The sequence below is a fragment of the Streptomyces sp. NPDC054887 genome (assembly GCF_053610585.1).
The window spans coordinates 38385-64928 of sequence record NZ_JBSGYQ010000020.1; the positions used below are offsets into that span (position 1 = coordinate 38385).

The window sequence follows — 26544 nt, forward strand, 5'->3', positions numbered from 1 at the left end:
GTTGACCTGGTGAAGAAGATCGACGGGCGGCGGTCGGCGGCGGCGCTGCGGAGGCTGCCCCGCACCCTGCGCGAGGACCTGTGGACCGGAGCCGCCGCTCCGCTGCCGCGCGGCGGACGTCCCGGCTGGCTGATGTGGCAGCCGGTCGTCGTGCTCGTGCTGGTCATGTGCGCGGGGCTCCTCGCGGTGTTCAACGTCAACCACCTCGAATCGGCTTCGGGGCACGGCCTGGGAACCCGGTACGCCCTGCTGCTCGGCGGGCCCCAGTCGCTCGCACTCGTCGTCGCGGTGTTCCGGCCGGTGGCGGCGTGGTGGCTGGTGACCGTCTCCACGGTCGTCGTCGCCTGGCTCTCGGTCGCGCAGGTCACCGGGCAAAAGGCGCTGGTGTGGACCGGTCCGGGCGCGGCCCCGGTGCCCGTCGGCCCGCAGTACCCCTGGGACCCGCTGTTCCCCTGGACCGGCGCCGGCATCGCCGCGCAGGCCGGAGTGCTCTTCCTGCTGGCCCTGCGGCTGCGACCCCGCGTCGCGGCCGAGGCCCTGGCGATCAGCCTCCTGGCGGGTCTGCTCTGCGGGGCGCTGCTTCCCTTCGGCCCCTTGGGCGGCGTCGGCCGCGCCACCGGCATCCTCACCGCCGCGGTGGTGGTCGGCGGCTCTCTGCGCGGCCGTCAGGTGGCGCGCACGGAGCTGGTCGTCCAGGAGGAGATGACGGCCGGGGAACGGGCGCGGCGCACCCTCCTGGAAGAGCGCAACCGGATCGCCCGCGAGCTGCACGACGTCGTCGCCCACCACATGTCGGTCATCTCCATCCAGGCCCAGGTCGCCCCCCACCTCGTCGACAACCCGTCCGAAGCACTGCGCGAGAACCTCGCCGGCATCCGGGAGAACGCCGTCGGCGCGCTCGCCGAACTGCGCCGGGTGCTCGGCGTACTGCGCTCCGAGGACGCCCTGTCGCACGCCGTGCGCCACGCCCCGCAGCCCACGCTCGACCGGTTGGACGAACTGGTCGCCAACGTGCGCGGCGCCGGGCTCACGGTCGCCACGCGGATTACCGGGGAACGGCGCCCGCTGCCACCCGGCGTCGAGCTCTCGGCGTTCCGCATCGTGCAGGAGGCGCTCAGCAACGTGATGCGGCACGCGCCGGGGGCGCGGGCGCGGGTGGAGATCGGGTACCGGTCGACGAGCCTCTCGGTCCGGGTCACCAACACCGCGCCGGACGGGCCGCCCGCGCCCTCGCGGGGCGCCGGACACGGACTGCTGGGCATGCGCGAACGCACTGCCATGCTGGGCGGAGACTTCGCCGGCGGGCCCGTGCCCGGAGGCGGTTACGAGATAATGGCGACACTTCCCCTGGAGGGCGGTCCATGACCATCCGCGTGCTCATAGCCGACGACCAGATGATGGTCCGCCAGGGATTCACGGTGCTGCTCGACGCCGAACCCGGGATCGAGGTCGTTGGCCAGGCCGTGGACGGCCTCGACGCCGTCGCCAAGGTCGCCGAACTGTGCCCGGACGTCGTCCTGATGGACATCCGCATGCCCGTGCTCGGCGGCATCGACGCGACCCGGCGCATCACCGAACCTGCCGCCTCCACCGTCAAGGTCCTGGTCCTGACCACCTTCGACCTCGACGAGTACGTGTACGAGGCGCTGCGCGCGGGCGCCTCGGGGTTCCTCCTCAAGGACGCGTCGGCCGACGAACTCGCCCGGGCGGTCAGGGTGGTGGCGGCCGGCGACGCACTGCTCGCCCCGAACATCACGAAGCGTCTGATCACGGAGTTCTCCCGGCTGAGCGACGGGCCCCGCGCCCCGCTCAAGGACCGTGTCGGCGACCTGACGGAACGGGAGACCGAGGTGCTGTCGCTGGTCGCGCAGGGCCTGTCGAACGCGGAGATCGCGGTGCGGCTGGTGGTGGCGGAGCAGACCGTCAAGACCCACGTCAGCCGCATCCTGCTCAAACTGGGCCTGCGCGACCGGACCCAGGCCGCCGTCTTCGCGTACGAGACGGGTCTGGTGCGCCCGACCGGATACTGAACCGCCGGGGGAACGGACCGCCGGGCGGCTGAGCTGCCGGCCCGGTGAGTCGCGCTGCCCCCGAGCCGCGCGGCCGTCGGCCGCCGCGCTACCCGGCCGCCCGCGGGATCAGCAGCCCCGCGGCCGACTTCGCCGCCGTCAGGGCCCGGCCGCGGTCGCCGCCGGGCTGGCCCAGGACGACGCGGGTGCTCAGGCCGTCCAGCAGGGCCAGCAGTTGCGAGGCACGCGCCGGTATGTCCATCGGCGCGAACCGTTCGCGCTCCACGCCCCTGGCGAGCAGCGCCTCCAGGTCCTCCTGCCAGCCCCGGTCCATCTCCTCCTGCGCCTGGCGCAGATCCTCGTTGGCGGGCGTACGGGCCCAGAGCTCGATCCACAGCGTCCAGCGCGGGTCGCGCGGCCCGCGCGGCAGGTACAGCTCCAGGAACCGGTCGAGCTTGCGCTCCGCCGTCGTCCGGCGGCCCAGCAGGACCCGGCGTTCGTCGGCGAGGTCGCTCTCGCTCCACCGCAGCGCCTCCAGCAGCAGCCGGTCCTTGCTGCCGAAGTAGTAGAGGATGTGGCCGCCGCTGGTCTCCAGCCGCTCGGCGAGCGCGGACATGGTGAGCGCGGCCAGGCCGTGCTCGGCGATGAGCGCCATGGCCTCCTCGAGCATCCGCTCCTGGGCGATGTGCCCGTCGCGCCGTCGCGCCGCTCCCGCCACCCGATTCCCCTTAGCCGTCCGTGCCGTCTGTACCGATGTCACGACCTTAGCCGCGGATTCTCGCCGGGGTCTTGACGGGTGGGGGAGCCACACCGCATCTTGAATGCCGTTCTAACTCTTAGAACGGCATTCAAGATCTGGTGGGAGTGGCATGGCGACGCACATGGCCGGGCGGCAGCAGACCGACGAGGTGTTCCGGGTCGAGACCCACGGCATCGACCGCATCCCGGACGACGAACGGCACGGCAGCGCGAAGGACCTCTTCTGGCTCTGGTTCGGCTCGAACCTGACCTTCACCTACGTCATCAACGGGGCGCTCGCCGTCGCCTTCGGACTGTCCTTCTGGCAGGCGACCGCCGTCGTGGTCGTCGGCGGGCTCGCCTTCTTCGTCATCAGCGCCGCCGGCCTCAGCGGAGTCCGTACCGGTACGGCCACGCTCGTGATCTCCCGCGCCGCCTTCGGCACGCGCGGCAACTGGCCCGCCGGAGTGCTCAACTGGATCGTCAGCATCGGCTACACCATCGTCAACACGGTGGTCGGCACGCTGGCCCTGGAGGTCTTCTTCGCCGAGATCGGCTGGCAGGGCGGCGACACCGCCCGCGCCCTCGCTCTCCTGGTCACGCTCACCCTGACCTTCGCGGTCGCCATGTGGGGGCACGCCACCGTGCAGTTCGCCGAACGCTGGATGGCGTACGCCCTGGCCGCCGGCTTCGCCGCCCTGCTCGTCTTCGTCCTGCCCGGCGCCGACACCGCCGCCCCCGCGACCGGACCCGGCGCGGCCGGCTGGAGCCTGGCGTTCGTCGTCATGCTGGCGAGCCCGTTCTCGTACGTGCCGATGCCCGCCGACTACACCCGCTACCTGCCCGAGTCCACCTCGCTGCGCTCCCTCACCTGGAGCGGCGCCCTCGGCGGGTTCCTGTCCTCGGTCGCGCTGGGCGTGGCCGGTGTCGCCGCCGCCACCCAGACGGACATGACGGACGCGGTGGCCGGGACCGAGACGCTCCTGCCCGGCTGGTTCCAGCCGGTCTTCCTGGCCCTCGTCCTCCTCGGCTCCGTCACGAACTCGATCATCACGCTCTACTCGTCCAGCCTGAACCTCCAGGTGCTCGGCATCCCCTGGAGCCGGTCGAGGGCCATCCTCATCAGCGCCGCCGTCACCGCCGCCGGCTCGCTCTGGGCCCTCTTCTTCGCCGACTTCACCGAGTCGCTGCTGTCCTTCCTCTCCCTGCTCATCATCGTCTTCGCCCCGTGGAGCGGTGTCTTCCTGACCGACATGGTGCTGCGCCGCTGCCGGTACGACGCCGAGGCCCTGCACGCGGGGCCGGGCGGCGCGTACGGATACCGGGCGGGCTACCACCCGGCGGGCATGGCCGCGCTCCTCACCGGCATCGTCTTCGCCGCCCTCACCTGCGACTCCGCCCTGTGGACCGGCCCCCTGGTCGCGCCCCTCGGCGGCGCCGACCTCACGCTCCTCGGCTCGGTCGTCTCCGCTCTCACCTACTGGGCGCTGGTCGCCCGCAAGCCGCTGCGTCCCGCCCGCTGACACGCCCGTACCACCCGCACCGCACGCACAGGAGCGCATTCCCCATGACCCGCACCACCCCGGCCGATCTGGTCCTCGTCAACGCCCGCATCCACACCGTGGACGCCCGACTGCCCCACGCCCGGGCGCTGGCCGTACGGGACGGGCGCATCGCCTGGCTCGGCGGGGACGCCGGAGCCGCGCGGTGGACCGGCCCGGACACCGAGGTCCTCGACGCGGGCGGGCGGCTCGTGCTGCCCGGCTTCATCGACGCCCACAACCACGTCCGGCTCGGCTCGGACGACGCCTGCGTCCAGCTCGCCGGCGTCCGCACGCTCGACGGCGTCCACGAGCGCATCCGCGCCTGGCGCACCGCGCACCCCGACGCCGAGTGGATCGAGGCGGAGGCGTTCGACTACTCGGCGATCCCGGGCGGCCGCATGCCGCGCGCGGCGGACCTCGACCCGGTCACCGGCGACACCCCCGCCTTCGTCCTCAGCTACGACGTGCACACCGCCTGGCTCAACACGGCGGCCATGCGCCGCCTCGGCGTCGCCAGGGGCCGTACGCGTCTACCCTTCGGCGAGGCCGAGACCGACCCGGCGACCGGCGAACCCACCGGCTTCGTCACGGACTTCGCCGTCAAGGGCCTCTCCCGCGACGGCCACCGCGCCCTGCGTGAGCTCGGCGTGCCGTGGGCGTCGCCCGACCGGCAGTACGGGCGTCTCGCCCGCAGCCTCGACGACGCGATCCGCTACGGCATCACCACCGTCGTCGAGCCGCAGAACTCGCTCGACGACCTCGCCCTGTACGAGCGGGCCCGCGCCGAGGGCCGGCTCCGTTCGCGGATCGTCGCGGCCCTCTTCCACCCGCGCGGCACCACCGACGCCGACCTCGACGCCTTCGCCGAGGCCGCACGCCGCTTCGACGACGACAGGCTGAACGTCGGCCCGCTCAAGCTCTACATCGACGACGTCGTCGAGCCCCGCACCGCCGCCCTGCTGGAGCCCTACGCCGGCTGCGGCCACCACCGGGGCGAGACCTTCTACCCGCCCGAGGAGTTCGCGCGGCTGCTGACCCGGCTGGACGCGCGCGGCTTCCAGTGCTTCGTCCACGCCACCGGCGACCGGGGCATCCGGACCGTCCTCGACGCCGTCGCGCGCGCCCGCGAGGCCAACGGCCCGCGCGACGCCCGCCACCAGGTCGTGCACGTCGAATGCCTCGACCCCGAGGACACCCCGCGCTTCCGGGAGCTCGGTGTCGTCGCCTGCATGCAGCCGCGCCACAGCGCCCCGGAGATCGCCGGGCCCGGCAAGGACTGGGCGGCGAACGTCGGAGAGGACCGCTGGCACAAGGCGTGGCCGATGCGCAGCCTGCACGAGGCCGGCGCCGTGCTCGCCTTCTCCAGCGACTGGAACGTCGCCGAGATGGACCCGATGGTCGGCATCTACACCGCCGTCACGCGCCGCCCGCTCGGCGGCGGGGAGCCGTGGATGCCCGGGGAGACCGTCGACGTGGCGACCGCCGTGCACGGCTACACGATGGGATCGGCGTACGCCAACTTCCTGGAGCACGAACGGGGTTCGCTGACCGTGGGCAAGCTCGCCGACTTCGTCGTCCTGTCCCGCGACATCCTGGACATCGCTCCCGAGTACATCCCCGGCACCGTCGCCGAGACCGTGGTGGTGGGCGGCGAAGTGGTGGTCACGGCGTCATAGCCAGCCGTTGCGGCGGAACGCGCGGTGGATGGCGAAGCAGGCGACGGCCATGACGGCGAGGGCGAGCGGATAGCCGTACGTCCACCGCAGTTCGGGCATGTGGTCGAAGTTCATGCCGTAGACACCGCAGATCATGGTCGGTACGGCGATGATCGCGGCCCACGACGTGATCTTGCGCATGTCCTCGTTCTGCGTGATCGTCACCTGCGCCAGATGGGCCTGGAGGATCGAGTCGAGCAGCCCTTCGAAGGCGGTGATCTGCTCGGCCGTCCTCGCCAGATGCCCGGCGACGTCGCGGAAGTAGGTGCGGAGCTCGTCGCCGACGGTCGGCATCGGCTCCGTGGCCAGCTGACGCAGCGGCCCGGCCAGCGGCGCCACGGCCCGCTTGAGTTCGAGCAGTTCCCGCTTGAGCTGGTAGATCCGGCCGGCGTCGCCGCGCCCCGCCGGCTCGCTGAACACGGCGCTCTCGACCGCGTCCAGGTCGTGCTGCACGGCCTCCGCCACCACCAGGTACTCGTCGACCACGTGGTCGGCGACGGCGTGCAGCACGGCGGCGGGACCCGTCGCCAGCCGCTCGGGCGTCGACTCCAGATGCTCGCGGAGCGGTCCCAGCGAGCCCCGGCCGCCGTGCCGGACGGTGATGACGAAGTCGGGGCCCGTGAACACCATGAGGTCTCCGGTGTCCACGATCTCGCTGGTGGTGGTCAGCTCGGCGTGCTCGACGTAGTGGACGGTCTTGAAGACCGAGAACAGCACGTCGTCGTACCGCTCCACCTTCGGCCGCTGATGCGCCTGAACGGCGTCCTCCACGGCCAGCGGGTGGAGTCCGAAGAGCTCGGCGAGACCGGCGAACTCCTCCTCGGAGGGTTCGTGCAGTCCGATCCAGACGAACCCCTGGCCGGCCTTGCGCACCCGCCCCAGGGCCTCCTCCGCCGGGCAGTCGCCGGGCCGGCGCGTGCCGTCCTCGTAGACCACGCAGTTCACGACCGCGCTGCCGAGCGGCGAACGCGTGGGATGGCTCAGATCCACGTTCGGGCGGTAGGCGCGGCGGACCGCCCGGCTGAGCGTGCGGATCAACGGCATGGAGTGCTCCTTCGGCGAATCGGCGGCCAGTGTGCCATTGCGGTGCGGACCGGCCGCCGACGGGGGCGGGACATGCCTGGCGGGGCCGTACACTCCGAACCATGAGTCGCAGCGCGAGGGCAGCGGGGGAGTTCCCCGGCCGGGCCCCTCATGCCCGGTGCCGGGCCCTGCACGGCCACGGCTAGCGATTCCCCTCCCGGGCACAGGCCCGGGTCGTGCCCGCCGGTTCCTCGTCCGGCCTTCGCTCTGCCGCGCGAGTGCAGCGCTTCCTCCCCCTTTTCATCCCCTTCTTCCTTCTTGTGCTTCGCACACCTCCGCCCGGGGCCCCAGAGCCCGGGCGCAGTCTCCGCCGACGCCGGACGACCGGCCGACGCCGTAATCCCTTTCGAGAGGACCCCTGTGCAGTTGAGCGAGTTGCTGGCCGGCCACGACCACGAGGTCCTCACGGGGGACGCCGGGGCGACGATCACCGCCGGCACCTGCTTCGACGCCCACAGGGCGGCGCCGGGTTCCCTGTTCATCGCCGTGCCGGGGCACGCCGGCGGCGGCCCCGGCGGAGTCGGCCACGCCGTCGCGCGCGGCGCGGTGGCCGTACTCGTCGAAGGCGACGGCGCGGGTACGGACGCGGACAAGGGCTTGACGGCGTCGGTCTCCGCGGCGGCCGCGGGCGCCTGCGTCGTGCGGGTGCCGGACATCCGCAGGGCCGCCGCTGCACTCGCCTCCCGCTACCACCGGGAACCGGGGCGCGGCATGGACATGGTGGCTGTCACCGGCACCAACGGGAAGACCTCCGTCTCGTACATGGTCGAGTCGCTGCTGCGGATCGCCGGGGGCGTCCGGGTGGGTGTGATCGGAACGGGCGGCAACCGGATCGGGGACGAGACGATCCCCATGCCGAGGACGGTGCTGACCACGCCCGAATCACCGGACTTCCAGTACCTCCTGGGGCGCATGCGGGACCGCGAGGTCTCCACGGTGGTCCTGGAGGCGACCTCCATGGGCCTGCTCACGCACCGGGTCGACGACTCCTTCATCGACATCGGCGTCTTCACCAACCTCACCCAGGACCACTTGGACGACCACGGAACGATGGAGCACTACCGGGACGCCAAACTGCGCCTCTTCGAAGGGCTCTGCCGGCGGGCGGTCGTCAACCTGGACGACGCGGTGGGCGCCTCGATCGTGGCGATGATGCCGGGGGCGGTGACGACCTACGCCCTCGACACCGAGGCGGACTACCGGGCGACCGGCCTGAGCACGGACAGCCGGGGCACGCGCTTCACGCTCCACCACGGCGGACGCGAGTACCCGGCGGCGATTCCCGTGCCCGGCCGGTTCTCGGTCGCCAACGCGCTGGCCACCGTCGCCGCCTGCCACGCTCTGGGGTACGACCTGGCGGGGCTGGTCGCCGCGCTCGACCGGATGCCGACGGCCCCCGGGCGCTTCGAACGCTTCCGGACGCCGTCCGGTACGACCGTCGTCGTGGACTACGCGCACTCGCCCGACTCGCTCGACAAGGTGCTGACCACCGTCCGTGATTTCGCCCGGGGACGCATCGTGACGGTCTTCGGCTGCGGCGGCGACCGCGACAGCACCAAGCGGGCCGAGATGGGCGAGATCGCCGGAACGCACTCCGACCTGTGCGTGCTGACCTCGGACAACCCCCGGAACGAGGACCCCGAGCAGATCCTCGACCAGATCACGCCCGGTCTAGAAGCGACCGGAACCCCCTTCGAGCGGTACGCCGACCGCCGCGCCGCCATCGCGTACGCGCTGTCCGCCGCCGGGCCCGACGACATCGTGCTGGTCGCGGGGAAGGGCAGCGAGCCGTACCAGATCGTCGGCGAGCGGCTGATCCCGTTCAACGACATGGAGACGGTGCGCGAGCTCTGCGACGAGGTGTAGGGCCCGGTCGGGGCCGACCGGTCGCCCCCGGCGTGCGGACCGTCCGCCGACGGGGGGTGCGGCCGCCGGGTCAGCCGTCCGCCATGATGAGGGCCGACGAGGGGGCGACGGTGGGACTGTCACACGGGGGCACGGAACGGGGCAGGGCGCCGGCGGCGTCGTCGGTCGCCATGGCGGTGCTCTGGCTGGAGGGCGTGGCGCTGCTGATCGCGGCGCCGCTGCTGGGAGCGGTGCCGCAGGCGGGTACGGGCGGCGTGCTGCCCGTACTGCTGCCCGTCGTGCTGGCGGCGCTCGTCCCCTGCGCCGCGCTGCTGACCGTCTCTCACGTACTGCCGGCCGTCGCCCTCGGCCACGGGTGGGCGCGGCGCAGGGGCAGCGCGAGACGCGGGTGGCGGGTGGCGGCCGTCGCCGTGCCGGCGCTGCTGCTCCCGGTGGGGGTGCCGCTGCTCGTGGTGGTTCTGTACGCCCCGGGCGACGCCCCCGGCTCGTGGCCCGAGGCCCGCGACTGGCTCACGTACGCCGCTGTCGTCTACGGCGTCTCCCTTGCGGCGTCCCTGGCCGCGCACCGGTCGGTGCTGCGGGCGGACGCCGGCGGCCGTTCGCCGTGGCCCGTCGGCCGGGTCCTGAGCTACGGATCTCTCGCGCTGTGCGTGGAGTTCGCTGCCGTCCTGGCCGTGCTCGCGCGCGCCTGAGACGGCGGGTGCGCCGCGCTCAGCGGGACGCGGCGCGTGGCACGTTGCGGTGGAGGCGGCTCGACGGCGGTCCGCTCAGCCCGCCTCGGGCGCGCCCTCGTACGCGTAGCCCGTGACCCACGTGATGTCGAGCTGCGCCGACGAGCCGGGCGCGGCGGGCGGGCCGTACAGCGCGCTCTCGTTCTGGAGCACCCACGACAGCGGCTCGGACGGTATGCCGCGCGTGCTCGCTCCGACCAGCACGCCGTCCAGGTAGTAGCGGATCTCCCGCGGCGTCCACTCGACGGACGTGGTGTGCCAGTCGGTCCAGCGCGCGCCGGTGGGGAACATGTCCTGCCGTCCGCCGCCGCACGGGTGCGTGAACGCCGTGATGGTGTCGGTCCAGTTCTGCTCGGGGAAGTCCATCTCGCACCCGTCGCCGTACCAGAGGTGTGCCGACTTGTAGCCCGGCGCGGCCTTCACCACCCGGAAGCGTTCGCTGAACTTCCCGTACGTCCGCTCCATCAGCTTCTTCGGGACCACGGCCGCCGCGTGCACCGGTCCGCCGTCCGCGGGCCGCCACATCCGGACGCTCATCCGCCCGTCGCCGTTCTCGGCGGGCCCCACGCTGACGGTGTCCTCGGGGTGGTAGGCGCCGCCCACCGACCGGCCCGTGTTGCCGTCGGCGCCCGAGGTCGCGGTGTCCTGCCACCTGCTCGGGTACGCCCACCAGTCGTCGCGGTAGGAGCCCTCCAGGCCGCCGCAGTACGCGTCCTTGGTGTCGGCGTGGTGGTCGCAGTCGCTGAAGGAGCCGAGCGGTAGCGTGTCGCCGTTGAAATCCTCCGCGAAGATCTGGCGGAAGGGGCCGCAGTCGCCGCGCGGCATGCTGTCGCCGACCGTGCGGCAGGCGTCCTGCGAGGGCGCGGCCGCCCCCGACGCCGGCAGCAGCCACGCGAACAGGAAGGCCGGCGCGGCGAGGGCGAGAGCCAGTGCGGCCGGCAGCAGACGCCGCCGGGGACGACGGTGCGCGGGTGCGGTCATGGCCCGTTCCTCCAGATACCGGTACCTGTTCCGGACGGTGCGCCCCATACCGTACGGGGGCCGCGCCGCGCCGTACACCGGTCGGAGCGGATACGCGGCCCGGACCGGTGGCCGGGCGAGTGAACCGAGGGCGCGTTTGGCGGGCAGCGCGTGCGCGCGGGGGGCACGGGGCCGAGGCTGAGTCCATGTCTCATCACCTCAGCGGACCGAACCTGCGGTCGCCCATGGACGACGCCCGGCTGGACCTGACGGATCTGTTCGTGTTCACCGTGCCCGGCGACCGCACCGTTCTGATCATGAACGTCCACCCGATCGCCCCTGCCACGGGTGCGGCGTTCCATCCGGACGCGGTCTACCGCATCGATGTCGACATCGACGGCGACGAACGGGCCGACGCGGCGTTCAGCTTCGTCTTCTCGCCGCCCGCCGGCGGGCAGCAGACGGCGAGCGTGTACTGGGCGACGGGGGCGCAGGCCCGCAGCCCGGAGCCCGGCGGGCAGCAGATCATCGCCGAGGCGCCGGTCTCCTTCGGCGCGCAGCCGAACGTGATCGAAGCCGGGCCCTACCTCTTCGCCGCCGGGCTGCGCAGCGACCCCTTCTTCGCCGACCTCGACGGGATCGTCAAGGACTTCCAGTGGACCGGCGTCGACTGGGGAGCCGACAAGAACGTCCTCGGCATCGCGCTGGAGATCCCCAGCGAGGAACTGGACGCCGACCCCATCGGCGTCTGGGCGCGGGTGAGCGTGCGGCAGGACGGGCAGCTGAGGTCCGTCGACCGCGGCGCCCACCCCTCCCTGACGGCGTACTTCAACGCCGACGAGGCGAAGACCGCCTACAACGAGGGGGAGCCCGTCGCGGACTGGGACACCTACCGGGAGGCGTGGACGGAGGTGCTGCGGCACACCGGCGGATACGACGCCCGTACCGCCGAGGAGGTGCTGCGTACGGTCCTCCCGGACATCCTGGTCTACGACCGGGGGCGCACGGCCGCGTACCCCAACGGCCGTACCCTGACCGACGACGTCACCTCCGCGCGCCTCGCCATGATCTCGGGCGGCAAGGTCGCCGGCGACCACATCGGCCCGCACACGGACCTGCTCCCCGAGTTCCCCTACCTGGGCCCGCCCCACCTCGGTCCCACCGCCGGCTAGCCGCGCGCGGCGTACTGGGCGGCGAGCCGCACCGGTACGTCGGCCATGCCGAAGCCGCGGTAGCCGCCGACGCGCTGGACGATCTCGAAGAAGACCCGGCCGACGGTGACGGTGCACAGGTGCAGGTACTCGCCGTCCTCGTCCCTGTCGTACATCAGCCCCAGCTCGCGCAGTTCGCGGTGCCGCTCCTCGTCCAGGTCGTAACGGGCCCGCAGATCGTCGTAGTAGTTGCCGGGGATGGGGAGCAGCACGTCGTCGGGCAGCGCTTGGAGCCGGCGCGCGGTCGCGGCGATGTCGTCGTCGGCGAGCGCGATGTGCTGCCCCGGCAGTTCCCGCGCCCCGACGCGCGCGATGTCGAGGACGAGGCGGACCCCGCCCGTGACGTCGGACATGGCCCGGCTGCGCGACAGCCCGTGCGGATCGGTCACTTCGACGCTCTCGTGCGGCCGCAGCCCGAGCACCGCGCGGTAGAACAGCGCCGCCTCGTCGAACCGGTCCCAGGGGTGGCCGAGCGCCACGTGGTCGATGCGGGACACATGGCCGCCGGGCGGCGTCACGGCGTCGAAGTGCTCGCGCCAGGCCGTCGGCTCGGTGGCGCAGAAGAACAGCTCTGTGCCGTCCGGCGCGACGACGGCTTCGAGCGGCGCCTCCGCCGGGGCACGGTGCCGGGTGAGTACGGGCGCCAGCAGGGCCCGGGCGCGCGCGGCGGACCGCGCCGGGTCCGCGGACTCCAGCCCGATGGCCACCACGGACGTGTCGGTGGGGCTTTCCGGGTGCACGCGGCTGAGGAGGATCCTGGTCCCGCCCTGCTCCCACAGCTCGACCGGCTTCGTCTCGTGCTGTCCCGTACGGGCGAAACCCAGGGCGGTGAGCAGGCCGCCCAGGCGCCTGTGGTCACGGGTCGCCAGCTCGACGAAGGCGAACCCTTCGGGCCGCACGGGCGCGGGAAGGGGGGAGCGGGTGCCGAGCACCTGACTCACCGACTCCTCCAGCGCGATCAGGGACCGCATCCCGTCGACGGCCGTCCGCCCGGTGTCGGCCTGCCGGAACGCGTCGTTGAAGATCTCCAGTGACAGCGGACCCGCGTAGCCGGTCCGCAGCACCCGGGCGAGCAGCCCGGCGAGGTCGAAGCCGCCCTGGCCGGGGAAGCAGCGGTAGTGGCGGCTCCACTGGAGTACGTCCATGGCGAGCAGCGGGGCGTCGGCGAGCTGGAGGTAGAAGATTCTGTCGCCGGGAATCGCCTCGATCCCCTCCGGATCGCTTCCCCGCGACAGGATGTGGAAGCTGTCCAGGCACAGGCCGAGGTTCGGATGGCCGGCCGCCCGGACGATCCGCCAGGCATGCGGGTACGTGGCGACGTGCCGGCCCCAGGCCAGCGCCTCGTACGCGATCCTGATGCCGTGCTCGGCGGCCCGCTCGGCCAGCAGCCGCAACTGCTCGGTGGCGAGCCCGTCGTCGTCGACGCAGTCGGGGGAGACGTTGGAGCTGACGAGCATCATGTCCGCGCCGAGCCGTTCCATCAGCCGGAACTTGTGCTCGGCCCGCCGCAGATTGTCCGCGAGCCGCTCGGGCGCGACCGCCTCGAAGTCGCGGAAGGGCTGATAGAGGTCGATGCGGAGGCCGAGGTCCCCGGCCCGCTCACGGATGCGCTCCGGCGGCAGCGGGCAGCCGAGCAGGTCGTTCTCGAAGATCTCCACGCCGTCGAACCCGGCCCGGGCGACGGCTTCCAGCTTCTCGGTCAGGGAACCGCTGACGGAGACGGTGGCGATGGACTTGCGCATGAGGGACTCCTGCCTGGGCGGCGTCGGGGGCGGGCGAGCCGCCCGGTCGGCGGCGGCTCGCGTGCGGGCGGGCCGGCCGCCCGGCCCCGGCTCGTGTCCCGTGCGCGCCCGGAGCGTATGCACCGCCGCCGGGAGGCCGGCCCGTCCGCCGTACAGCGTGCGGCAGCCCGCGCCCCCGTCCCGGCGCCGCAGCTCCGTGTCGGGCCGCCGGGGACCACATCGGCGCCCGGGCACCCCGGATGCAGCAGTGGGGACGGGCGGGGCCTCCGGGCGTGCGTACGCGCCGGCACCGTCCGCCGGTGTGGCGCAGGGCCGTGGGTACGCACCCCAGCCGCAGCAGTGGTGTCGCCCAGTCCCGCGACCGTCGGCGCGGCGTACGCGCCCGCACCGCTCCGCCCGCGAGCGTGCGGCGGCCACCCGTGACGCACCCGCGCGGCCCGGGAGTGTCGACATCGGCCGGCGGCTGCCGTGCCGGGGGCGTTCGCCGCCGTAACGTGGGCCGGGCCTCATCGGGCGCTCCGCAGGGCCTCCTGATGCGGCGTCACTCCGGTGCCGCACGGTGTTCTTCCCAAGGGCCCCCGCGCCCCCTGGTGCCCCGGTGCGCGCACGGCGATGCTGTGGGCGGCGGCGCCCACCGCCCGCCGACCCGTCGAACCCGCCGTTCCCCAGGAGGACTTGTGGGACTTGGCACAGCCGGCCCCCTCGGAAGGTCCGTCGTGCTCCTCGCGACGGTGGCCGCCCTGACCGCCGGGACGGTGGCCCCCGCCGACGCCGGCACGACCCCCGACCCCCGTCCCCGCGACGCCGCCGAAATGCTCCGGCCCGTCGCGCCGCCCCCGGCGAGCGCCCCCGACGCGAGCCCCCGTTCCGTCGTCGACGGCGACGGCATCGAGACCGCCCGCAGCGTCCGCCCGGTCGCCCCGGGCGTCCGGCTCACCTCGTACGATCGCCTCGAATCCGACAAGTGGCTTCGCGTGGACGCGCTCTCCGTCGACCTCGACGGCGGCGCCGTACAGGCCGACTACCTCCACTCGGGCAAGGTCTCCGACCGCCGCCCGGTGTCCGCGCTCGCCGCCGCGCACGATCCCGGCGCGGGCCGCCGTACCGTCGCCGCGTTCAACGCCGACTTCTTCGACATCAACCAGACCGGCGCGCCCCAGGGGCCAGGCGTCAAGGACGGCCGGCCCGTCCACTCGCCGGCCCCCGGCGTCCACCGCGCCGTCGGCGTCGGCCCCGGCGGCGCGGGCCGCGTCCTCCAGCTGTACTTCGAGGGCACGCTCACCCTCCCCGGCGGGACGCACCCCCTCGCCGCCTACAACGCGGCCAATGTGCCCGCCGGGGGAGTGGGGGCGTACACGGCAGGCTGGGGCGCCGCCGACCGGGCGCTGACCGTGGACGCGGCGACCCCGGTCGCCGAAGCGGCCGTACGGGACGGGCGAGTCGTCGCGGTCGACGACCGGCCCGGCACCGGCCCCGTCCCCGAGGGCACCACGGTCCTCGTCGGCCGCGAGGCCGGGGCGGCGGTCCTGGGCGCGCTGAAACCGGGCGATCCGGTCACGATGGAGTACCGGGCGCGCACCGACGGCGGCCCTGTGCCGCGCACGGCCGTCGGCGGCCGTGAACTGCTCGTCGTGGACGGCGTACCGCAGAACCACGACGGCCAGGGCAACAACGCCGCCGCGCCCCGCACCGCCGTCGGCTTCTCACGGGACGGCGGCGAGATGCAGGTGATCACCGTCGACGGCCGCCAGGCCGACAGCGGCGGCGTCACGCTGACCGAACTCGCCGTCATGATGAAGCGCGCCGGATCGCACAGCGCCCTGAACCTCGACGGCGGCGGCTCCTCGACCCTCGTCGCCCGCGCCCCTGGCAGCGACGCGCTGCGGGTGGAGAACGGCCCGTCCGACGGCAGCGAACGCACCGTGCCCAACGGCCTCGCCCTCACCGCCCCGGACGGCAGCGGAGACCTGCGCGGCTACTGGGTCGCTGCGCGTACACCCGCCCTCGGCGCACCGACCGCCGACCCGGTCGGCGGCGGTCACCCCGACCGGGTCTTCCCGGGCCTGACGCGGCAGCTCACCGCCGCCGGCCACGACGAGACGTACGGCCCGGCCGAGGGCGAGCCGCGCTGGCACAGCTCCCGCGCGTCCGTGGGCACGGTCGACGGGGAAGGGCTGTTCACGGCCCGCCGCGGCGGCGCCACACAGGTGCGCGCGCACCGCGGACCCGCCGACGGCGTCATCCGGCTGACCGTCCTCGACGAGCTCGCCCGCGCCGAACCGACCACCCGCCGCGTCGGGCTCGCCGACGCGGCGGCGAGCGGCACGTTCGGCATCGTCGGTTACGACGCCCACGGCGCCAGCGCCCCCGTGGAGCCGCGCGACGTACGACTCGACTACGACCGGTCGCTCTTCGACATCCGCGACGACGGCCGGGGCGGCTTCACCGTCACCTCCCGCACGGGCGGCGGCGCCGGACGGATCACGGCGACCGTGAACGGCGTGGTCACCTGGCTGGCTGTCAGTGTCGGACTCACCGAGCAGGCCGTGTCCGCGCTCGACGACGCCGCGTCCTGGACGTTCGCCCAGGCCCGCGCGAGCGGCTCGGTCGCGGCGACCCCCGAGGGCCACACCGGCACGGGGCTGCGACTCACGTACGACTTCACGCAGTCGACGGCGACCCGCGCCGCCTACGCCAGTCCGCCCCGGCCGCCGGTCGCCGTGGCCGGCCGGCCCCAGTCCTTCACGTTGTGGATCAAGGGTGACGGCGCAGGGGCGTGGCCGACCCTGCACCTCAAGGACGCGGCGGGCTCCGACCAGCTCCTGCGCGGCCCGTTCATCACCTGGACCGGCTGGCGGCAGGTCACCTTCGCCGTACCGCCGGGCGCGGCCCAGCCGCTGGGGATCCAGCGCTTCTACCTCGCGGAGACGGCGGCGGCCAGGCAGTACACCGGCGAGATCGTCATCGACACGCTCGCCGCACAGGTGCCGCCCGCCGTCGACCTGCCGGACCAGCCCGTGCCCCGTGATCCGCTCATCGGCCCGGCGGCCCGGACGGAGGGCAGGGACTGGCAGTTCGCGGTGATGTCCGACGCCCAGTTCGTCGCCCGCGACCCGGACAGCGCGATCGTCGCACGCACGCGCCGCACCCTGCGCGAGATCCGGGCCGCCGAACCCGATTTCCTCGTCGTCAACGGCGACCTCGTCGACGAGGGCTCACCGGCCGACCTCGCCTTCGCCCGCCGCATCCTGACCGAGGAACTCGGGGACGCCCTGCCCTGGTACTACGTACCGGGAAACCACGAGGTGATGGGCGGGAAGATCGACCACTTCATCGCCGAATTCGGCCCCGCACACCGCACGTTCGACCACGAGGGGACCCGGTTCATCACCCTGGACACGTCCAGCCTGAGCCTGCGCGGCGGCGGCTTCGCGCAGATCAGGAACCTGCGGGCGCAACTCGACGCGGCATCGGGTGACGACCGCGTCAGCTCGGTCGTGCTGATCCAGCACGTCCCGCCGCGCGACCCCACCCCGCAGCAGGGCAGCCAACTCGGGGACCGCAAGGAGGCGGCGCTGATCGAGCGCTGGCTGGCCGACTTCCGCCGTACCGCCGGGAAGGGGGCGGGGCTGATCGGCAGTCACGTCGGGGTCTTCCACGCCGCCCGCGTGGACGGTGTGCCCTACCTCGTCAACGGCAACACCGGGAAGACGCCGGCCGGTCCGGCGGACCGGGGCGGCTTCACCGGCTGGTCGCTGGTCGGTGTCGACGCGGTCTCGCGGGCCGAACAGGCCGCCGCCCGGCGGCGGCCCTGGGCGGGCGGGCCGGACTGGGTCACGGTCCAGACCCGCGCGCAGGTGGACGCCCTGACGCTGGACGCCCCGGCGGCACTGCCTCCCGGCCGGAACGCGGCGGTGCGGGCGACCGTCACCCAGGGCCCGCGCCGGGTGCCGGTCGCCTTCCCGCTGAGCGCGGACTGGACGGGCTCCCCGAACCTCCACCTCGGCCCGGCGCGGGGCGCGCGGCCCCGCCACACCGCTGCCTTCGACCCGGCGACGGGCACCCTCATGGCCCTGCGCCCCGGCGCGGTCACGCTCGCGGTGACGGTCAACGGCACGACACAGCGCACCGAGGTCCGCGTCGCGCGGACAACGCCCGGACACCGGAAGGTCCCGACGGACCGAGCGGCGACGGCGGGTGGGCGGTGAATCCGTGACGGCGGGCCGGGGCCCCTGGAGGCGCGGGGCCCCGGCCCGTCGGGGGGCAGTCGTACGGCTGCCCTCGGGAGCGCAGGTCGCGGACCAGGCGTGCGACGCCGGGTCGGTGACGGCGGTACCGCCGCCGGCGCCCGTTTCGCCACTGCGGCGGACCAGCGCCCGCGCTCCCCCGCGCGTACGACTGCCCGCAACAGTTGGGGCGGGCCCCCACCGACCCGGGCGACGGCGTGCCCGCCCGGCGAAGCCGCTCAAGCCTTGCGGTAGTCGTACGCCTCCTTGGCCGCCGCCTCCACCGCCGCCAGGTCCGCGCCCGCCGACGCGGTGACCACCGCGGCGACCGCTCCCTCGACGAACGGCGCGTCCACCAGCCGTGTCCCGGTCGGCAGTTCGTCGCCCTCGGCCAGCAGCGCCTTCACCGTGAGCACCGCGCTGCCCAGGTCGACCAGTACGGCCACCCCCGCGCCCGCGTCGACCGACCGGGCCGCCTCGCGGATCAACTCCGCGCTCGTCCCGAGGCCCCCGTCCGGCGTGCCGCCCGCGGCGGCCACCGGTGCGGTCTCCTTGCCGCCGGCGAGACCCTTCGCCAGCTCGGCGACGGCTGAGGCGACCGACGCGCTGTGCGAGACGAGCACCACGCCGACAAGAGCCCCGGCGCTCACGCGGCCGCCTCCGCCGTCTCGGCGAGCGTGCCGATCAGCAGCGCCGACGACGTCGCCCCCGGGTCCTGGTGGCCGACGCTGCGTTCGCCCAGGTAGCTCGCCCGGCCCTTGCGCGCCCGCATCGGCACGGTGGCGACCGCCCCCTCGTCGGCCGCGCGCCGCGCCGCGTCGAAGGAGAGCGACTCCGTGAGCGCGTCGGCCGCCGGGATCAGCGCGTCGAGCATCGTCTTGTCCCCGGCCTGCGCACCACCGAGCTGCGCCACCGCGTCGACGCCCGCGCCCAGCGCCGAGGCGAGCCGTTCGGGCGTGACCTCGGCGTCCTCGCCGAGCGCCTTGCCCGTACGCCGCAGCAGCGTCCCGAACAGCGGCCCCGAGGCCCCGCCCACCGTCGAGATGAGCTGCCGTCCCGCGAGCGTCAGCACGGCCCCCGGCGTGGCGGGCGGCTCCTTGTCCAGGGCGGCGGCGACGGCCGCGAATCCGCGCTGGAGGTTGCTGCCGTGATCGGCGTCGCCGATGGCCGAGTCGAGATCGGTGAGGCGGCCCGCCTCACGGTCCACCGCGGCGGCCATGGCCGACATCCAGCGGCGGAAGAACGCGGTGTCGAGTACAAGCACGGTGTCTCCTTGCGCGGTCGTGACGGATGACGGGGCGTACGCCGGCTCAGCGTCCCCAGCGGAGCGCGGGGGTCTCGACCGGCGCGTCCCACAGGCGCAGCAGTTCCTCGTCGACCTGACACAGGGTCACCGAGCAGCCCGCCATGTCCAGCGAGGTGACGTAGTTCCCGACGAGCGTACGGGCCACCGCGACGCCCCGCTCGGACAGGACGCGCTGCACCTCGGCGTTGAACCCGTACAGCTCAAGCAGCGGGGTCGCGCCCATGCCGTTGACGAGCGCGAGCACCGGACGCGTCGGCCGCAGGTCCTCCAGCACCGCGTCGACCGCGAAGTCCGCGATCTCGCCCGAGGTCATCATCGGCCGCCGCTCGCGGCCCGGCTCGCCGTGGATGCCGATGCCCAACTCCAGTTCGCCGGGCGGCAGATCGAACGTCGGTGTGCCCTTCGCGGGTGTGGTGACCGCGCTGAGGGCGACGCCGAAGCTCCGGGAGGACTCGTTCACCCGGCGCGCGATCGCCTCGACCCGCTCCAGCGGCGCGCCCTCCTCGGCTGCTGCGCCCGCGATCTTCTCTACGAACAGCGTCGCACCGGTGCCGCGCCGGCCCGCCGTGAAGGTGCTGTCGGCCACGGCGACGTCGTCGTCGACGAGGACCTTGGCGACCTGGATGCCCTCGTCCTCGGCCAGCTCGGCGGCCATGTCGAAGTTGAGCACGTCGCCGGTGTAGTTCTTGACGACGAAGAGGACTCCCTGTCCGCTGTCGACGGCGGCCGCGGCCCGCACCATCTGGTCGGGAACGGGCGAGGTGAAGACCTCGCCCGGGCACGCGGCGGACAGCATCCCGGGCCCGACGAAACCGCCGTGCAGCGGTTCGTGCCCGCTGCCGCCGCCCGAGACCAGACCGACCCGGCCCGCCACGGGCGCGTCGGACCGTACGACGACCCGGTTCTCCACGTCGACCGTCAGCCGGGGGTGCGCGGCGGCCATCCCGCGCAGCGCGTCGGCGACGACCGTCTCGGCGACGTTGATGAGCATTCTCAACGGGATCTCCTGACGAGGTGGGCGGCGGGCTTCCCGGCAGGGGCTGCGCGGGCCCGGACGACGCGTTGGCGGGCAGCGCGACGGCCGACGGTGCCAAGGGTAGGCGCGGCGGCCCGTCAGCGCACCGGCTCCAGGCACAGGGCCGACCCGTCCCTGCTGTACTCCGGCGACAGGAGGTACGCGCCGGGTGAGCAGTCCGCGTCCGGCGCCACCCGGTACTGGCTGTCGCCGCCGGAACAGCCGACGCGTTCGATGTCCTGCTCGGGCCAGGCGGCGTTGTTGCGGACGCAGTCGCCGACCGACACCCCGGCCGCCGCCGTCCCGCCGCCCGCCACAAGACCGACGCCGATCAGCACGGTCACCAGGGCGAGCGCCAGGCCGACGGCGGCCAGGGGGATGAGCGCCGGTGGCCTGGCCAGGACCCGCTTGCCGGGGTCCAGGGGGCGGCGCACGGCGCCGGCCGGTGCGGGAAGACGGCGCATGACGGCGCGCGGACCGAGGTTGAGGAGCACCGTGAAGGGCGTGATGACCGCCGACAGCGGACCCCACCAGCCCTGCCACAGCGTGGCGGCGGTCATGCTCCGGTAGAACGACGTACCGCAGTCGCGGCAGAAGTCGCCCTCGCGCTTGAGGAAGCGCATGATCACCAGGAAGCCCTGGTGGCCGCGTATGACCGCGTGCGCGGCCGGCCGCGCGCCGCACACCTGGCACGCGGGCCCGGCGGGAAACTGCGGACCGGCCCACCGGTGCGTCGCGGGGTTCCCGTACGGCGAGGGACCCGGGTGCGGCGCACCGTCCCACGACGGGACGCCGGGAGGGCCGTACGGTGCGCCGCCCCCCTGGGGCGCCGGGGCGCCGTACGGTGCGGAGGGGTACGAGCCGGGTGGCGGCGGGGTGGACACGGCGATCTCCTGGCAGTTGACGACGGATCACCCTAACGAAGGGCGGCGGCCGGGCCACCGGCCCACGTGCGGCAGGAGGGTTCTGGTGCGTGACGCCGTCTCGCGCGTGGGAGGGCGCCCGGCGGCGGCTGACACACCGGGGCGCGGAGGGGCGAGGGGACGGGCGGCGGGAGGGCGCGCTGTCAGGTACGCGCTCCCGCCGCCCGCGTTCTCAGGAGGCCAGGACGCGTCGCGCGTCGGCCTCGCCGCCGCCCCAGGTGAGGGCGACGGGCGTGGTGGACGGCTCCTCCGGGGTGGCCAGCCATCCCAGGAGAGCGCCGTCGCGGCTGACGGTCACGGCGGCGTGGCCCGCGGGCAGGTCCAGCGTCCAGGCGCCGTCGTCGCCGGTGATCCGGTCGTCACCGCCGGTGGGGTTGAACGCGCCGACGACGCGGACGCCTCCCGGGCCGGTGCGGCTCAGGACGCGCGCCCGGCCGTGCTCCGTCGTCCAGCGCGGGCCGCCCGGCGCCGGGAGCCCGGCGGTGAAGGAGGCGACGAAGTCCGCGACCGCCCCGTCGGCCGGGGCTCCGGCCACGACCGCCAGCTCGTCGGCGGCCTTCGCCCCCTCGTCGTGACCCGCGCGCAGTACCGCGACGGGAACAGGGGCGCCGCCTTCCGGTCCCGCGGGGCGCTCGTCCAGCCAGCCGAGGCCGAGCAGCCGTCCCGAGGAGGCCAGTTGGTCCTGCACCGCGTCGGCGAGCTCCGCGAGAGCCGTACGGCTCGTCCGCTGCCAGGCCCCGGCCTCGGGCAGCGCCCGGTCGACCAGGACCACCGCGTCGCGGTCGAGGGTGCTCGTGAGCAGCACGTCGCCGAAGCGGTCGAGGAACGCGGCCAGCAGCCGCAGCCCCTCCGCGTTGGCCTGGTGTGTGCCGCCCTCGGACAGCGGCGCCCCGGGGGTGTAGGGCGGGGCGTGCAGGGCCGGGTCCACGCCGTCGGCCCGCAGCCCGTCGGGGTCCATGTCCACCAGCAGGCCCCAGCTCGCCGTCGCGCAGGCGGTGTAGACGCTGACGGTGCTGGAACCGAGGAGCAGGGCCAGCAGGGCGTTGAACACCGGGGTGGCCGGCCGGGCGAAGGAGGCGTCGGTCCAGGTGAAGCCCCAGTTGGCCTCGACCACGTCCGTGCCGCCGAGCAGGATCCCGGTCAGGTGGGAACCGAAGGCGGTGGTGTCACGGGCCGGGTTGCCCACCCACTCGGTGTGGCCGATCAGGTGCCCGGAGCCCTGGACGGCGCGCTGCCGGGAGGCCCAGGCGTCGAGCGCCGCACCCGGTGAGTCCAGGCCGGCGAGCGGTACGTTGGCCAGCCGGGCGGGGCCCTCGGGGAACAGCGCGGACATGTCGTCCCACATCCCCACGATGGCGTGCCCGCACCACTCGGACCACAGCAGGCGCTGCGCGCTGCTCCACGCGCCGACGTCCTCGGTGGCGCGGGCGGCCTCGTCGGGCAGGCCGCGTCCGGTGAGCCAGCGGGCGAAGGACTCGCGGGCGGCCGGTGAGGCGTCCTGGGCGTCCACCGGCAGGTGGGCGTCCCCGGCGGTGCCCTCGTTGCCGAGCTGGAGGGCGACCACCGGGCCGCCGGGACCGGCGGCCCCGGCCACGACCTCGTCGGCCACCGCGCGCAGCCAGATCTCGCTCTCCTTGCGCACCTCCGGGTCGAGGAGGCTCGGCAGCGGTTTGCCCTGCGAGGTGAGCACACTGCCGTCCAGGCCCCGGTACGCGGTGTACGGCGGCTCGCACAACCGGTCCGGCAGCCCGCCGAGCTGGACCTCGGCGTGGATGAAGGGCCCGGGCTTGAGGAGCACGCCGAGGCCGGCGCGGGCGGCCAGGTCGAGCAGCCCGACGACGTTCCGCTGGGGGTCGGTCTCCCCCGTGAAGTCGAAGGAGCGCTCGGCGCCCTCGCCGGTCTCGTGGAAGCGCCAGGGGAGGTAGCAGGAGACCACGTCGACGCCGAGCCGGCGCAGCTCCCGCAGGTTGGAGGCCCAGTTGGCCGGATCGGCCCGGTAGTACGGGTACTCGCCGACGACCACGGGACGGGACGTGCCGGGGACCAGCGTCTGGGCGAGACGGGTGTGCGGGGAGTGGTTCACGCGTCGGCCCCCGGGTGCGGCGGTACGAGGACGACCTTCAGCGCGGCGTACTCGGCGCCCGGGACGGCGGCGAGGGCCTTGAACGCCTCCTCGTGGTCGGCCAGGTCGAAGCGGTGGGTGACCACCCGCTCCAGCGGAAGCCGGCGGGCCAGCTCCACGGCCTTCGGGAAGATCATGCTGTTGTAGTCCCCGGCGCCGATGATCTGAAGCCCCCGCTGAAGGAGCGTCAGCGGACGTACGGTGGCCGAGGCGTTGCTGTTGAAGCCCATGACGACGACGCGTCCGCGCAGCGCGGCGTAGCCGATGCTCTGCTCCAGGAGGTTGCCGACGGAATCGACGACCAGGTCGCCGCTCTCGGCGAGCGCCGGGTCGTCCGGGGTGTGCAGGGTGACGCGGCCACCGAAGTCGGGCGCCTCGAACACCTCCCGGCCGAGGTCCCGGCGGACCGGGTCCGGCTCGACCAGCAGCACCCGGGCACCGTAGAACTGGGCGGCCATGGCGGTGACGACGCCCATGGGGCCGCCGCCGACGACGACCACGGTCTCACCGGCGGCCAGCCGGCCGGCCTCGATGTTGTTGAGGGCGCAGGCGAGCGGTTCGACGACGACGGCGCGGTCGAAGCTCATGCCGTCGGGTATGGCGTGGCAGAAGAGCTCGGGGAGGCGGATGAACTCCGCGAAGGAGCCGTCGTAGTCCAGACCGACCTCGGTGCCGGCCTTGCGGCCGCAGAAGTTCCAGTGGCCCTCCAGGCAGGTGGGGCAGTTCCCGCAGTACAGGGTGGGGTTGACGATGACCCGGTCGCCGACGGCGAAGCGGGTCACACCGTCACCGACGGAGTCGACGACGCCGACGGCCTCGTGGCCCATCACCACCCCGGTCTCGGCGGGGAACTTGCCCACGAGCACGCTGCGGTCGGTGCCGCAGATCCCGCTCTGCGTGACGCGGATGACGACGTCGTCGGCGGCGCGGGGCTCGGGCTTGGGGTGCTCGACGAGGGCGAGCATGCGGTCGGCGGTGAGCGTCAGTGCCTTCATGATGCCTCCGTTGCGGGCGCGGCGGTGCCGCGGCCGAGGTCCCAGCGGATCGAGTCGAGGAGCTGCTTGTGGAGCTCGGGGGTGGCCGCGGCGATGCACGACTTCTGGTTCATCGGGCCGAGGTCCACGAGGGAGGTGGTGCCGAGGTCGTCGCCGTAGGCGTCGGTGATGACGACGCCGGCCTGCCGGGCGAGGTAGACCACGGCGGCGATGTCGTAAGGGAACAGATGCAGGATCGACCCGCGCCCCACGCTCAGGAACTGCTCCTCGGTGTCCGGGTGGTCGCGCAGGACGCGGTTGCCGATGTCGGCGTAGGCGTCGAGCTGGCCGGTGATGATCCGGGAGATGGAGAAGGTGCTGCTGTTGAACACGAAGATGCCGCCGGTGTTGGCCGACCGGTCCACGAGGTGGTCGTAGGCGTCGGCCATCAGGCGCATGGGGTGCCCGTTGAACTCGATCGACCAGAACATCCGGGTCAGATCGGTGTTGCGGCTCAGACGGGGGACCGGCGTGGTGAAGCCGTTGCTGGTCAGCCCCTCCGTGTCGTCCCCGTAGATCCACGCCCCGCTCTTGATCTCCACCAGGCACGCGGCGTGGACGTCGGCGAGGGTGGGGGCGCCGTCGCCGTAGGGCGCGGCGGCGATGGACACCATGCCCATCTCCAGGTTCGCCGACGTGGGGCGGGTCCCGTCGATCGGGTCGACCACGAGCAGCAGCTGCGGGTCGGGCGCGAGCTCGACGTACGAACCGTCCTCGGTGTAGAGGGCCAGCGGTACCTCGGCGTGGGCGCGCAGGTAGTCCAGTACGGCCTTCTCGGCCACCTCGTCGACGTCGAACTGGGCGTCGCCGCCGGGCGAGTCGCCGTGGACCTGGCGGGCCTGGCCCCGGTCCGCGTAGGCCAGCAGCTCGGAGCGGACGTGCTCGCCGAGCGAGGTGAGGAGGTGCTTCATCGCGTTCGGTGTGCTCATCGGGCCAGCTCCGCCAGGAAGAGGTCCTCCAGCTTGTCGCAGATCTCCTCGGCCTGGTCCATGGTGAGGATCAGCGGCGGACGGATCTTGAGGACGTTGCCGTAGCCGTAGCGCGACGTGCGCAGGATCAGACCGTGTTCCATGGCCTTCCCGGCCAGGTGGTTGGTGAGCTTCACGGCCGGCTTGCCGTCCGCCTCGGCGATCTCGAACCCGATCATGAGTCCGACACCGCGGACATCCACGATGGCCGGATAGCGGGTCTTCATGTCCTCCAGGCGTTCCATGATGTAGTCGCCGGTTCGGGTGACGTTCGCCAGGAATTCGGGCTTGCGCACGATATCGAGAGTGACATTCGCCGCAGCCGCTGCGAGGAGATTTGACCCGTACGTAAAGGAGTGGTGGTTCGCCGGCAGGCCGGCGAGCCGTTCATTGGTAATGATGGCGGCGACCTGCGCACCCGATCCGCCGAGCCCCTTGGCCGTGGTGATGGCATCGGGCTCGACGTCGAAGTACTGGGCGGCGAACATGTGGCCGGTGCGGCCGATACCCGTCTGGATCTCGTCAAAAATGAGCGCGATGTTCTGCTCGTCGCAGAAGGCCCGCAGCTTCTGCATATAACCGTCGGGCGGCACGATATTGCCACCGTTTCCGGAGATCGGCTCGATGAGGACGGCGGCGACGCGGCCCGAGCTCGCGTAGTCGACGAAGTCCTCCAGGCGGTCCACGCACATCGTGCCGCACGTCTCCTTCTGCTGCCCGTAGAAGCAGCGGAAGCAGTACGGGTCGGGCACCTGGAGGCTGCCGGGGAAGAGGTTGGGGAACGGCTCGCGGCGGAAGGAGTTGCCCGACATCGAGGTCATCATCATCGTCTGCCCGACATGGCTCCGGAACAGCGTGATGACCTCGGACTTCCCGGTCGCCATCTGGGCCATCTTGATGGCGCCCTCGTTCGCGGCCGAGCCGCCGGACACCTTGGGGTGCACCTTGGTCAGGCTGTCGGGGGAGACCTCCACCAGCCGCCGGACCAGGCCGTTGATCGGGTCGCTCTGGTACGAGGAGGTCAGGTGGACCACCTTGTCGAGCTGTTCCTTCATGGCGGCTATGACGGCCGGGTGGGAGTAACCGAGGCTCAGGTTGAAGGTAGCGGACGCGCAGTCGAGGAAGCGATTGCCGTCCTCGTCGTAGAGGTAGACGCCTTCACCGCGGTCCATCTTGCGGTCGCTGACGGGGTAATAGATGTGCTCGGTAACATCTTTGGTATCCATCGGTCCCTCTCACACGGGTCACGTAAAACGTCGAGATATGGACGGAAAAACGCACGTCACGTCCAAGGGAAAGGAAGGGGATGTGCCTGCTGCCGGATGGAGCGGTCCTTACTTCTCACCCGGTG

The 26544-nt window shown here is 73.4% G+C and carries 20 protein-coding genes; 8 read left to right on the plus strand and 12 right to left on the minus strand.

Annotated features, from left to right (window positions below):
• The first annotated feature begins 9 nt into the window (after nt 1-9).
• Nucleotides 10-1365, plus strand: a complete 1356-nt coding sequence (locus ACWGH0_RS14125) for a sensor histidine kinase (RefSeq protein WP_453404422.1) — start codon at nt 10-12, stop codon at nt 1363-1365.
• Nucleotides 1362-2030 carry a response regulator gene (locus tag ACWGH0_RS14130; RefSeq protein ID WP_453404423.1) on the plus strand — a complete coding sequence of 223 codons (669 nt, stop codon included), beginning with the start codon at nt 1362-1364 and terminating at the stop codon, nt 2028-2030. Before ACWGH0_RS14125 ends, ACWGH0_RS14130 begins: the two co-directional genes overlap by 4 nt.
• Before the next feature lie 88 nt (nt 2031-2118).
• Here the strand turns inward: ACWGH0_RS14130 and ACWGH0_RS14135 are convergent, their stop codons facing one another.
• Entirely contained in the window at nt 2119-2727 is a 609-nt protein-coding gene (locus ACWGH0_RS14135; RefSeq protein ID WP_453404424.1) for a TetR/AcrR family transcriptional regulator, read from the minus strand.
• Between the two features lie 151 nt (nt 2728-2878).
• On the opposite strand from ACWGH0_RS14135, the gene ACWGH0_RS14140 reads away from it, so the two are divergent.
• Nucleotides 2879-4270 carry a purine-cytosine permease family protein gene (locus ACWGH0_RS14140; RefSeq protein ID WP_453404425.1) on the plus strand — a complete coding sequence of 464 codons (1392 nt, stop codon included), beginning with the start codon at nt 2879-2881 and terminating at the stop codon, nt 4268-4270.
• 44 nt (nt 4271-4314) lie between these two features.
• Nucleotides 4315-5967: an amidohydrolase gene (locus ACWGH0_RS14145; protein WP_453404426.1), complete on the plus strand. Its 1653-nt coding sequence runs from the start codon at nt 4315-4317 to the stop codon at nt 5965-5967.
• Here the strand turns inward: ACWGH0_RS14145 and ACWGH0_RS14150 are convergent.
• Nucleotides 5962-7050 (minus strand): magnesium and cobalt transport protein CorA, encoded by a 1089-nt coding sequence (locus tag ACWGH0_RS14150; RefSeq protein WP_453404427.1) that lies wholly within the window; start codon nt 7048-7050, stop codon nt 5962-5964. The two genes, ACWGH0_RS14145 and ACWGH0_RS14150, sit on opposite strands and share 6 nt — an antisense overlap.
• Nucleotides 7051-7449: 399 nt before the next feature.
• On the opposite strand from ACWGH0_RS14150, the gene ACWGH0_RS14155 reads away from it, so the two are divergent.
• Nucleotides 7450-8955: a UDP-N-acetylmuramoyl-L-alanyl-D-glutamate--2,6-diaminopimelate ligase gene (locus ACWGH0_RS14155; protein WP_453404428.1), complete on the plus strand. Its 1506-nt coding sequence runs from the start codon at nt 7450-7452 to the stop codon at nt 8953-8955.
• A gap of 110 nt (nt 8956-9065) precedes the next feature.
• Entirely contained in the window at nt 9066-9647 is a 582-nt protein-coding gene (locus tag ACWGH0_RS14160; protein WP_453404429.1) for a hypothetical protein, read from the plus strand.
• A gap of 75 nt (nt 9648-9722) precedes the next feature.
• On the opposite strand, the gene ACWGH0_RS14165 is transcribed toward ACWGH0_RS14160, so the two are convergent.
• Nucleotides 9723-10667 (minus strand): glycoside hydrolase family 16 protein, encoded by a 945-nt coding sequence (locus ACWGH0_RS14165; RefSeq protein ID WP_453404430.1) that lies wholly within the window; start codon nt 10665-10667, stop codon nt 9723-9725.
• A 185-nt stretch (nt 10668-10852) separates the two neighbouring features.
• Between ACWGH0_RS14165 and ACWGH0_RS14170 the strand changes: the two genes are divergently transcribed.
• Complete coding sequence (locus ACWGH0_RS14170; RefSeq protein WP_453404431.1) at nt 10853-11818, plus strand: DUF4331 family protein; 966 nt, start codon at nt 10853-10855, stop codon at nt 11816-11818.
• On the opposite strand, the gene ACWGH0_RS14175 is transcribed toward ACWGH0_RS14170, so the two are convergent.
• Complete coding sequence (locus tag ACWGH0_RS14175; RefSeq protein ID WP_453404432.1) at nt 11815-13599, minus strand: bifunctional sugar phosphate isomerase/epimerase/4-hydroxyphenylpyruvate dioxygenase family protein; 1785 nt, start codon at nt 13597-13599, stop codon at nt 11815-11817. The two genes, ACWGH0_RS14170 and ACWGH0_RS14175, sit on opposite strands and share 4 nt — an antisense overlap.
• Nucleotides 13600-14276: 677 nt before the next feature.
• On the opposite strand from ACWGH0_RS14175, the gene ACWGH0_RS14180 reads away from it, so the two are divergent.
• Complete coding sequence (locus ACWGH0_RS14180) at nt 14277-17807, plus strand: phosphodiester glycosidase family protein (protein WP_453404433.1); 3531 nt, start codon at nt 14277-14279, stop codon at nt 17805-17807.
• A gap of 257 nt (nt 17808-18064) precedes the next feature.
• Here ACWGH0_RS14180 and dhaM read toward each other — a convergent pair whose 3' ends face one another.
• The 8 genes from dhaM to ACWGH0_RS14220 form a co-directional block, all read right to left on the minus strand.
• Nucleotides 18065-18475: a dihydroxyacetone kinase phosphoryl donor subunit DhaM gene (gene dhaM, locus ACWGH0_RS14185; RefSeq protein WP_453404434.1), complete on the minus strand. Its 411-nt coding sequence runs from the start codon at nt 18473-18475 to the stop codon at nt 18065-18067.
• Nucleotides 18472-19053: a dihydroxyacetone kinase subunit DhaL gene (gene dhaL / locus ACWGH0_RS14190; RefSeq protein WP_453404475.1), complete on the minus strand. Its 582-nt coding sequence runs from the start codon at nt 19051-19053 to the stop codon at nt 18472-18474. The genes dhaM and dhaL overlap by 4 nt, the downstream gene beginning before the upstream one ends.
• Before the next feature lie 82 nt (nt 19054-19135).
• Entirely contained in the window at nt 19136-20128 is a 993-nt protein-coding gene (gene dhaK / locus ACWGH0_RS14195) for a dihydroxyacetone kinase subunit DhaK (RefSeq protein WP_453404435.1), read from the minus strand.
• Between the two features lie 116 nt (nt 20129-20244).
• Nucleotides 20245-21030, minus strand: a complete 786-nt coding sequence (locus ACWGH0_RS14200; protein ID WP_453404436.1) for an LppU/SCO3897 family protein — start codon at nt 21028-21030, stop codon at nt 20245-20247.
• Nucleotides 21031-21241: 211 nt separating this feature from the next.
• A complete protein-coding gene (locus tag ACWGH0_RS14205; protein ID WP_453404437.1) occupies nt 21242-23152 on the minus strand; it encodes a beta-galactosidase in 1911 nt (636 codons plus the stop codon).
• The gene (locus ACWGH0_RS14210) at nt 23149-24186 is read right to left on the minus strand and encodes a zinc-dependent alcohol dehydrogenase (protein WP_453404438.1); all 1038 of its coding nucleotides are present in this window, start codon (nt 24184-24186) and stop codon (nt 23149-23151) included. Before ACWGH0_RS14210 ends, ACWGH0_RS14205 begins: the two co-directional genes overlap by 4 nt.
• Nucleotides 24183-25154 carry an inositol monophosphatase family protein gene (locus ACWGH0_RS14215; protein WP_453404439.1) on the minus strand — a complete coding sequence of 324 codons (972 nt, stop codon included), beginning with the start codon at nt 25152-25154 and terminating at the stop codon, nt 24183-24185. Before ACWGH0_RS14215 ends, ACWGH0_RS14210 begins: the two co-directional genes overlap by 4 nt.
• The gene (locus ACWGH0_RS14220; protein WP_453404440.1) at nt 25151-26419 is read right to left on the minus strand and encodes an aspartate aminotransferase family protein; all 1269 of its coding nucleotides are present in this window, start codon (nt 26417-26419) and stop codon (nt 25151-25153) included. Before ACWGH0_RS14220 ends, ACWGH0_RS14215 begins: the two co-directional genes overlap by 4 nt.
• Nucleotides 26420-26544 lie beyond the last annotated feature (125 nt).